This window comes from Shewanella profunda (assembly GCF_023283765.1).
Taxonomy (GTDB): domain Bacteria; phylum Pseudomonadota; class Gammaproteobacteria; order Enterobacterales; family Shewanellaceae; genus Shewanella; species Shewanella profunda.
In genome coordinates this window covers 25818-35208 of sequence record NZ_JAKILG010000047.1, presented here as the reverse complement: position 1 = coordinate 35208, position 9391 = coordinate 25818, and the positions used below count along the sequence as shown (strand labels likewise).

14 protein-coding genes and 1 pseudogene are annotated in these 9391 nt (G+C 38.4%); 4 read left to right on the top strand and 11 right to left on the bottom strand.

Going from position 1 to position 9391, the window contains the following annotated elements; translation table 11 throughout:
* Positions 1–25: 25 nt before the first annotated feature.
* The 11 genes from L2744_RS17850 to L2744_RS17800 form a co-directional block, all read right to left on the bottom strand.
* Positions 26–394, bottom strand: a complete 369-nt coding sequence (locus L2744_RS17850; protein WP_248993174.1) for an HNH endonuclease family protein — start codon at positions 392–394, stop codon at positions 26–28.
* Positions 388–792, bottom strand: coding sequence for a hypothetical protein (locus L2744_RS17845; protein WP_248993173.1), 405 nt, complete (start codon positions 790–792; stop codon positions 388–390). The genes L2744_RS17850 and L2744_RS17845 overlap by 7 nt, the downstream gene beginning before the upstream one ends.
* Before the next feature lie 14 nt (positions 793–806).
* A complete protein-coding gene (locus L2744_RS17840; protein WP_248993172.1) occupies positions 807–1082 on the bottom strand; it encodes a hypothetical protein in 276 nt (91 codons plus the stop codon).
* Positions 1083–1097: 15 nt separating this feature from the next.
* Positions 1098–1385: a hypothetical protein gene (locus tag L2744_RS17835; protein WP_248993171.1), complete on the bottom strand. Its 288-nt coding sequence runs from the start codon at positions 1383–1385 to the stop codon at positions 1098–1100.
* A 212-nt stretch (positions 1386–1597) separates the two neighbouring features.
* Positions 1598–2809, bottom strand: coding sequence for a DUF6035 family protein (locus L2744_RS17830; RefSeq protein WP_248993170.1), 1212 nt, complete (start codon positions 2807–2809; stop codon positions 1598–1600).
* A gap of 30 nt (positions 2810–2839) precedes the next feature.
* Positions 2840–3784, bottom strand: coding sequence for a DnaB-like helicase C-terminal domain-containing protein (locus L2744_RS17825; protein ID WP_248993169.1), 945 nt, complete (start codon positions 3782–3784; stop codon positions 2840–2842).
* A gap of 30 nt (positions 3785–3814) precedes the next feature.
* Complete coding sequence (locus tag L2744_RS17820) at positions 3815–4150, bottom strand: hypothetical protein (RefSeq protein WP_248993168.1); 336 nt, start codon at positions 4148–4150, stop codon at positions 3815–3817.
* Between the two features lie 265 nt (positions 4151–4415).
* Positions 4416–4571, bottom strand: a complete 156-nt coding sequence (locus tag L2744_RS17815) for a hypothetical protein (RefSeq protein WP_248993167.1) — start codon at positions 4569–4571, stop codon at positions 4416–4418.
* Positions 4572–4583: 12 nt separating this feature from the next.
* The gene (locus tag L2744_RS17810) at positions 4584–4952 is read right to left on the bottom strand and encodes a helix-turn-helix domain-containing protein (RefSeq protein ID WP_248993166.1); all 369 of its coding nucleotides are present in this window, start codon (positions 4950–4952) and stop codon (positions 4584–4586) included.
* A gap of 10 nt (positions 4953–4962) precedes the next feature.
* Positions 4963–5376, bottom strand: a complete 414-nt coding sequence (locus tag L2744_RS17805) for a type II toxin-antitoxin system HigB family toxin (RefSeq protein WP_248993165.1) — start codon at positions 5374–5376, stop codon at positions 4963–4965.
* Complete coding sequence (locus L2744_RS17800; protein ID WP_248993164.1) at positions 5367–5615, bottom strand: tyrosine-type recombinase/integrase; 249 nt, start codon at positions 5613–5615, stop codon at positions 5367–5369. The genes L2744_RS17805 and L2744_RS17800 overlap by 10 nt, the downstream gene beginning before the upstream one ends.
* A gap of 356 nt (positions 5616–5971) precedes the next feature.
* Between L2744_RS17800 and L2744_RS17795 the strand changes: the two genes are divergently transcribed.
* The 4 genes and pseudogenes from L2744_RS17795 to L2744_RS17780 form a co-directional block, all read left to right on the top strand.
* Positions 5972–6904: a retron St85 family RNA-directed DNA polymerase gene (locus tag L2744_RS17795; RefSeq protein ID WP_248993163.1), complete on the top strand. Its 933-nt coding sequence runs from the start codon at positions 5972–5974 to the stop codon at positions 6902–6904.
* Positions 6897–8522 carry a retron Ec78 anti-phage system effector ATPase PtuA gene (gene ptuA, locus L2744_RS17790; RefSeq protein ID WP_248993162.1) on the top strand — a complete coding sequence of 542 codons (1626 nt, stop codon included), beginning with the start codon at positions 6897–6899 and terminating at the stop codon, positions 8520–8522. Before L2744_RS17795 ends, ptuA begins: the two co-directional genes overlap by 8 nt.
* Positions 8522–9193: a retron Ec78 anti-phage system effector HNH endonuclease PtuB gene (gene ptuB, locus L2744_RS17785; protein WP_259541780.1), complete on the top strand. Its 672-nt coding sequence runs from the start codon at positions 8522–8524 to the stop codon at positions 9191–9193. Before ptuA ends, ptuB begins: the two co-directional genes overlap by 1 nt.
* A gap of 101 nt (positions 9194–9294) precedes the next feature.
* Positions 9295–9389 (top strand): annotated as a pseudogene (locus L2744_RS17780) (IS5/IS1182 family transposase); the annotation flags it as partial.
* Positions 9390–9391 lie beyond the last annotated feature (2 nt).

Sequence of the window (9391 nt, the reverse complement as noted above, 5' to 3'; positions counted from 1 at the left end):
TGTGAAGCGGTTGGCGCTGTAACACTCAACCCAGATAAGGCACCAGAAGAAGGCGTAATAAATGCAGCTTAATATTTAAACAAAGAGTGACAACTATCTTGAAAAACACCGCACGCCACTCAGCAAATGCTTTGCCAAAATTTTCGGCGGGTACAACGTGTTCCCATTCGATTTTTTTAGCGCGCGCTAAATGCGTTTTAGTAGTAAATCCTGGCGAAGAGATTACCAGCCCTTTTGCGTCAAATGCAGCACCACAATACAGGGTTTCACGATGGTCTTGATAGACTAATAAAAGCTGTTTTTTAGCCTGATTAAACGACTGATTCGTCGTATTGGAAGCAACAGCGATGAAGGGCGATAACGTAATAAAACAGACCAAACCACGGTTCAACATTTTTTCCTTTTCTCAAGTAAATCACAATATTCACTACATCGTAAATCGAGGTCAATAATGCGACTAGGCCAAATTTTCTTCAACTTGATCCAGAAACCTAAACCATTATTGATAACATGAACGGGTTGTATCATTTCAGAAGAGTTAGCCACCAACCAACTCACCATAGCAGTGCCATTTTTTATCCCTATAGTGGAAGCCCTTATATCATGAACCAATAATAGATTATCCTCTTTCCATAGCTCAGTACTAACCGAACCAATATATATGGAATTGGCGTAAAAACGATAGTCCGTCACAGGGCCTTGGTGTTCGGGATTGTAAAGTTGAAGCTCTTCGGAAACCCTATCTATAAAGGGCATGGGGATCTGCGGTGTTCTTCTAAAGAAATTAAACATTCCCGAAATTCCGTTCAGTCCGTTGCTTTATTCAAAACAACTAATGCTTCAGCTATACACTGTTCATAATAGGCTGCATCAAGTCTTAAAAATGGAGTGAATTCAGCTTTAGTCTCATCGGTAGTTGTAGCCAGGAAGTCTCTCAACGACTTCTGAGACTTGATCACATTACCTATATTTTTGGCAGAAGCTGACGGGCATAGATTTTGCTCAACCAGCTCTATTAGTTTGATAGAAAACTTCGCGAAAGTGTTTTCGCTATGACCTTTTCTCACAATATCACTTATCATTCTGAAATTCCGAGGTTATTCTACGATGATGTTTAAACTACCGCAGGAATTGCAGATAGACTCTTGAGCATCAGTAACCCCAATGTCATGGCTACTGCAATCGTTGCACACGTACCAATCACTAACGCTAAAGTTTCCTTTGAGGCTGTTCATATTTACAATGCTGTATTCCTTATGTTCACCGCACACAGGGCATGATTCAGGAATATCGTCATCAATTTGATAGTTTTTGCCGTTGTCACAACTCATACAATGAGTGCTAAATGCATAGTCTTGTTTAGTATCTTGATTACTAAGTACCATTACAGTCTCCATAGAGCCGATTTTCCGCTAGTTGCGCTTGTCAGATTGAGAGGCAGCATTAACGTCCGAGATTATTTACAACCATGAAACTAATAACAGGTTCCGTTGCGCTATCGGTGAAATCAACAGAATCAAGAATTGTACGAATATAAAACAAAAACATATACTACCCTCTATCATTAACAGACTTGATTCCTATCATTAATTATTGGTTAGTATTTTACTTCAGAATTACAATCTGAACAGTATACAAAGCATGCAATATCTCTAAATCTTTCAGTGTTACCACATTTGTTGCAACATAGATTCTCGAATGCTTTGTTTTTATTCAGTGTCTGATAGATACGGTCTGATAAACCTTTATTTTTACTTGTTCTTTCCCAAGGGTAATGTCTACTTGCAGAAGATAGTGTGGACTTCAATTGTTGTGCTATTTTCTCATTTTCAGCCTCTCGCCGCAGTCTTTCATCTTCTTCTCTGTTCTTCCTTTCTAAGGCTTGTTTAGCTTGAAGCTCTGCATATTCTTTACGTTTTTTTTCAGCTAGCAACTCTTTTAATTGCCCTGCATCTTCATTAGCTTTTAACTCGCTTGAATTTGAATCAAAATAGTACAACTTCCCTGCTTGATGATCATAAGTTAACTCAGAGAGTGCAACTAAACAGCATTCTTCTCTTGCTACTACTGATACAGTTCCTGATAGTTCAACAACCTCAAAACGATGATAGTGACATTTTAAAATAAGCTTCCCAGCTTCCTCACTTGCACTATTGGCTTCACCATCAAACACAAACGCATTTGAACAGTTAGCATAAAAAATGTCGAGTTCTGTAAACCGTCTGGCTGTAAAATCTAGAAATATCCAGAGAATGAATGCTCCGTTATCTTTATAAAATGCCTCCCTTGCAATGATAACATCAATAAATGTTGTTGATACCTGGAGTTCAAATGCAACTTCGACATTTCTATGGATCTCAGTAGCCACAACATCAGGCCGCCTCCAATGCTTTGCTATACCTGTAGGGTTTAATTCTCTAAACGTTTTTTCAACACGTACAGCTTCAAAGCAATCATCTTTGCGTAATAATGTTGCAATACGAAGTTTATTTGTTTTATGTAAATCCCCTTCCTTTTGCCCATTATATTTCATGGCAAGAATCTCATCAGCAGTAAGATGAGAGTTTGTTTTAATCGGACAATCATCGGAATCTTTAATATGTCTGAAATAAAAACTTTGATCTAAGTAACCAGCTAAAATTACAGGTTGAAAGCAAGTAGAACAAAGAAGAGTCAACTCTTTTACGCTAGGTCTTAACTTTCTTCTCATTTCAAAAAGGGCTTTTTGGGGTTTTTCCAAAATTTTTGCTACTGAATAGTTCTTACCATCATTAGGGAAAAACACCTCTTCTATAGCTACTTTTTTCATAATACCCTTGTCAATTTTCAGCTAAATATATTACTCATCACTGTTTGCCGATAATGCTACGTAATCACATAAATTGCATTCTTCACGACGGTACATCAACTGGATTCTATCCTGCTTCCCCCAATCGTTTTTACCTACTAATACTTCCATAATTGATACGTTGTTATTATCCAACCATTCACCTGTATAGAAAGCATTAATGTACGTGAATAACACAAGGTTTGCGTCATCTTCAATTGTCCCAGAATCTCGCAAATCGGACAGTACTGGACGCATATCTGCCCTTTGTTCTACATTTCTGTTCACACTGCAAACTGCAATAATCCGAGTGTTATAGCGAACCTGTAGTTCTTTTAATGTACGAGATACTTCTGCGGTTTCAGCATAACGCGAATCAAATTTTTTACGCGTTCGGATAGCTTGGAGAGAATCAAATGCGATTATGGGAAGATGCCCATACTGATCTATGGTCTTGAGTATAAACTCATCTAAATCCTCGACGAACAACGGAGATATATTATCGACCAGCAAGAAAGGGTCATTCTCTTCAAAAAAAAAGGTAAAACTGCTGGTAAACTTCATCCATTCATCCCCATCCATGGCAACTTTCATTAAAGTGTTCAAAGGGATGAGTCCGTATGCACATAAAATACGCACCAAAAAATCTTTAGCTGACAATGACGTACTAAATATTAATGCTTTTTGCTTATACATGAAGTTATTGATGTTATTAAACTCAAGCACAGCGTTTGTAATTAACTGTCTAAACAAAACATCAGAACCATTACAAGGCCGTCCAGCTATTACGGTGAATCCAGGACTTATCCCGCCAATAGAATCATCCAAATCCCTAAAGCCGGTTGGACAGGCATCAAACCTGACTTTACTGTGCCCAAGATTTTCTGACCGTCGATTGTAAAACTCTACATCATTAAGCACTTGTTCTAAAATACTTTTTGTTGCAACAATTTCCATATCTAACTCCATTATCCATCCGATTTTCCGTTAATAAAAAGTTTCTAGTAAATCATCATCTTGTGCTTGAGGAGAACCCACAGAAGTAGTGGTCACATTTGAAATATAATTACGCTGTTCATCAAAATAGCCTAGAGGAGCTGTAGGGAAAATCGATTGTCTTGTTTGGTCTTGCAAATAATTAATACTGTTTTGAGTCAAAATCCCCGATGTTTTTTTCAGCTCATTAATTGCTTCATTATGGAAAAGAGAACTGATTTGCTGGAAATATAGGTAATTACTTAAATCAATAAGATTATACAAATACAAAGGTTGATAGCCTGACGGTGGCAAACTGTAATCTGGAACTAATATATTGTTGGTCATAAAAAATTTCCGTTCTAGAGATTAAGATCAAATGGCTCGTCAACGCATAGCCGCTCTAAAGTTATCACCAGATTAGAATTGTTTAATTTAGTAAAATTGGTATTCACTTTTTCTGCGGCCACCCACTCTGGAGTACCATTTTTTATAAGGTATAAAACAGCTTCCTCATATAGTTTTGTGGCTGATTCCACTGATGAAAGCGATTTTTTTGATTCAACTGGCACTAGCTTATTAGTGGGAAAATCACGTTGCACTGTTTGACTACTCACTTGATAGCTACAGGATGTGAACCCCTTTTTACCGCTGTTCGACTAACACCATTACTATTACGTACGGCACCAATCGCAGATTGACCACATACTTTCATTTCCTTATTTACACTTGAATGAGTAACTAGCTGCCCTTTTTGAAAATTTGTCATGTTAACACTTCCTTATTTGGATAGTTGATAGTCTTTGACCAAGCAAGAAAGGGGAATTTTAAGCCCCTTATTCAACTTGCGGATCATGTTCAAGCTAAGACTACGTTGGCGGTTTAGCACTTCTGACACTCGGCTTCGTTGCCCAAGGAACGGCACCATATCGGCGTCAACAAGCCCTTTCTGTTCCATGCGGAACTGAATCGCTGCGATTGGATCTGGCGCTTCAATCGGAAAGTGAGCATCCTCAAACGCGCTTACAAGCGTGATCAACACTTCCAGCTCGTCTCCTTCTGACGTGTTAGGTTCGGCGTCAAAAAGCTGCTCAATGCGCTTTAATGCGGCTTCATTGTCAGCCACTGTTCTGATCGGCATAATTTGCATTGCAAACCTCCTAAATTGTGGTTGCATCAACTTTGTCATATTCAGCGTGAGTGCCGACAGAGCGAACATAAACCATTGCAAATTTGTAATTCACGGCGACAATCAGTCGATACTTGTTACCATGAATGTTGAATACCACCCTGTTATTACCAACAAAACTCGCATTCCGAAAAAGATCCTTAATCTCTTGCGAATTTTGCCAGTTGGCGTTTTTAGCTTCCTCGTACCATGATTTGAGCGGTTGCTCACTGTCTTGGTAAATGGGCAGCTCCCAAAACTCCCGCAAGGCGGCTCTCGAAACAACTCTCATGTAATCCCCTTTGCTATATTTCCCATTATGGGAAATGAACAAATGATAGTCAATTTTTATTTTCCCTTTTTGGGAAATAGTGTTTTTGTTTCTGATTTTAAACACTAAATCCATTCAACACTGCACATTTTTTCAATACGCTTTGCCTGAATAGCAAGATAGTCAATAGTCGTTTCTGTGCTGGTATGTCCGAGGATTCGCGCCACAGTCTCTATAGGTACACCGTTCACAACAGCATTGGTACAAAGTGATTTACGGCCAGAATGGGAAGATGCAGTTGGTAAGCCACATTTTTTATAGATCTCATTAGGGCGCAACAGATGCCGGATATATATCGCAAGACCGCGAACCATTAACGACTGACACCCCGTTATGAAAGGTTAATTGTAGATTTATAACATTGGCCTGCTTATACCCGAGGTGACCATATACGTCCTTTCTTTGGGCCACTCATTACCAAGAATATGATGGAAGCAACATTAAATTGAATAAGGTCACTGACTTACTATATACTCGAGGTGCTCTTTAGCTTAGGACGACATTCGTCTAGTCGGGTGTTTAGCCAGACTCTAATTTATTGAACGGCATTATGGTTGCGATATGTTCGCGACCTGATCTCGTACCTCAATCAGGTCGCGAACATATCGCTTCCTCTAGTAAAGAGCTAAGCTCAAGAGCCATGCTCTTGGGCTTTTTTATAGGAAAGATAATGAGTTTTCTTAAACAGCTATCTTTAGGCTTAGAAAAGAATGAAGCTGAAGTGGATAACTTTTTACAAAGTGCGCCCAAAAAGTATAAAGTTTACACCATTCCTAAGCGTACATCAGGGCATCGAGTCATCGCCCAACCCTCTAAAGAATTAAAAGTGTACCAGCGCAAGTACTTAGAAATTCAACAACTACCTATTCACAAGTCAGCAATGGCGTATCGTGAAGGCACCAGTATTAAAGAAAACGCGACAGCCCACGAAAATTCCCCCTATTTGCTCAAGATGGATTTAGAAAATTTTTTCAATTCAATTTCTAATAAGTTGTTTTGGCGAGTATGGGAGTCGACACTTCCACTGCCTTCAGAAATAGATAAGCAAACTTTAGAAAACTTACTTTTTTGGTGTCCGAGTAAAACAACTGGTGGAGTTTTGGTTCTCAGTATAGGAGCCCCAAGCTCCCCGCTGGTATCTAACTTCTTCATGTATCAATTTGATTGCGCGATAAGCAACGTGTGTCTTAAAAAAGAAATTGTATACACACGATATGCAGATGACCTAACTTTTTCAACAAAGCACAAAGACATACTCTTTGGACTTCCCTTACTTGTAAAAGAAAAGCTAGCTGAGTTATTTGGCAACGCGATAAGAATCAATAGAAAGAAAACAAAGTTCTCATCAAAAGCACACAACAGACATGTCACCGGCATCACCATCAATAACGATGGAAAGATCTCTCTCGGAAGAGAACGGAAAAGATATATAAAACATTTAGTACATCAAGTTCAGTTAAGTAAGCTTGATCAAGCGGGTAGACAACATCTTAGAGGTCTTATTGCTTTTGCGAAGCATATAGAACCAATGTTTGTTCAATCATTAAAACGAAAATATTCAGCTGAGTTAATAACTCAAATTGTCGAGAAATCAAATGACTAAGCAACATAAAGAAACGAGTCGAGCAATAAGCAATCTGATTCAGAATGCTAAGAAAGGCAACTTTGAGTCTTCATATCAACTCTATAAAAACTATTCAGAAGGTAAAAATGTAGAGCAGAAGGATGAAGTCTTAGCTTGTAAGTATTTTACTGAAGTAGAAACCGCGCTCATTGAAAAGAAGCTTATTTTATCTTCATTACACCTCACTGATTTTAGAAGATTTAGAACCCTAGATATTTCTTTTGATGAGAGGGTGACAGTTATTATCGGTGATAACGGAGCTGGGAAAACAAGTATTGCAGAGGCTATTGCAAAGGTATTTACGTGGTTTAATAACAACCTTGAGAAGCCTGATGTAAATGGTAGACCTGTTGTTCAAACCGATATTAATGTGAATTCCAGCGAATATTCAGAGGTAACAGGCAAGTTTCTATTTGATAAAAGAAATACCTTTGAAACAACTATTGGTGTGGTTAGCCCAGGTTATACAGGTAACTCTCCTACAGATGTAGTGGAAACAAAACAAGTTGCAAGCATGTACAAAATTACCGCTAAAAATCCATCGGTAATTATTCCACTTCTCGCTTTTTACTCGGTTGAACGATCTAATTTTACTTTATCCCAGACCATCACAGAGAAGGCTTCAGGTGATGGTGTTAGTAATAGATTCTCAGATATCAAGACTGCGTTAGAGGGGAGCGGTAGACTTGAAGACTTCTCTAAACTTTACATTGAATTAGTCAATTTGGCTGAAGGTGAGAATACAAAAGAAGTAAAAATGCTCAAAGATCAGATATCGACTCTTCAGAGTACTATTGATGATGTATATGAAGGTGAAACGCCTCCTGAGAATGATGCTTTTACTGCTAAATTAAATTCAAAAAAAGATGAATTAAAGAATCTTTTGAAGTCAATGTCATCGGTAAAATATCAACAACACTTAGACTTTGTTAATGATGCCATTGAAACACTTGTACCTGAAGTCCGAAATTTAGAAGTGGACCGTAGTTCTGGAAAGCCTCGACTATTGGTTGAAAACTTTGGTAATAAAGTAAATATAACTCAGTTATCACAAGGGCAAAAGATGCTTGTGGCTTTAACTGGTGACTTGGCTAGACGATTAGTGACTTTGAATCCACTTTCTGCTAATCCTTTACATGGTCATGGGATTGTCGTTATTGATGAAATAGAACTACATCTTCATCCCAAGTGGCAACAAGAAATATTAATAGGGCTTCAGGCGACCTTCCCCAACCTACAGTTTATTGTTACTACTCATAGTCCGCAGGTTCTATCTACCGTTGATAATAAGTGTATTCGTCAAATGAGTCTGGATGACTCAGGTCAGCCAACCGTCATCACCCCAACATTCCAAACTAAAGGGGTTACTAGTGCTGATATTCTCGCTCGCATTATGGAGACGAACTCGGTACCTGAAAAACTGGAAGAGGCTGTTTGGCTTAATGATTTTTCTAGATACTTAAAAGCTAACGATAAAAAGTCTTTTGAAGCCGTTTTCACCAAAATAAAGGCTCACTTTGGAATTAACCATCCGGTAGTCGTTGATTGCGAAAGCCAAATTCGTATTGTGGAAATGAAAGCCAGGTTAAATAAATAATGAGGAAGCTAAATAGACCCTTACCAGCACCTCCTGCACTGTCTACTTATGATCACAACGTACATAAGTGGAGTAACAAAAAACCTTCTAAAGCGTGTAGGAACTTGATTTGGAATCGTTTTAGAACAATGCAAGGCAAGTTTTGTGCTCTTTGTGAAAGAGCAACTGATCAGAGGAATGGTCATATAGAACATTACTTTCATAAAGGTGGAAAACCTGGCCAAGCAGCACTATACAAACATTTGATGTTTTCATGGGATAATCTTTTTGGTTGTTGTGGGCTAACGAGTAGCAATACATGCGGCCATTTTAAAGATCGTCAAGGTAGTGAGGGCCCTGGAGCATATAACGCTAGCGAGCTTATAAAGCCTGATGTTGATGACCCGAGAATTTTTTTTGATTTTCTAGAAACTGGCGTAATTGAACCTAAGCCTGGTCTATCAACCCAAGATTTAAAACGAGCCTCAGAGACAATAAGGGTTCTAAATTTATCCGCTCTAAATGGGGCTAGAAAAAAGCAAATCGACATTTTCAAAAAAGAACTAAATGAACTCGAAGCATTGAGTCATGAAATGAATGTTCAGGAGTTACATAAAATAATGAATACAATTAAAACAAAAGTTAAACAACAAGAGTATCAAACTGCAGTGCTAGAAGCTTTATTTAACTAGGGTGTGTTGATCTTTTTAGACAGCATGGCAAGACGTTATAATTAGCTTCGCCAAAAGTAACCATAGTTAACCGATGCATATTAGGAAAGCTATTTCATTTGATGAAAAGCACAGGTCGCGTTGATGACAAACCTTTACATAGACAAACACACGAAGGCATTCTTTACTGCTTTCGAAAGGTATCCCCTGGCGAGATTA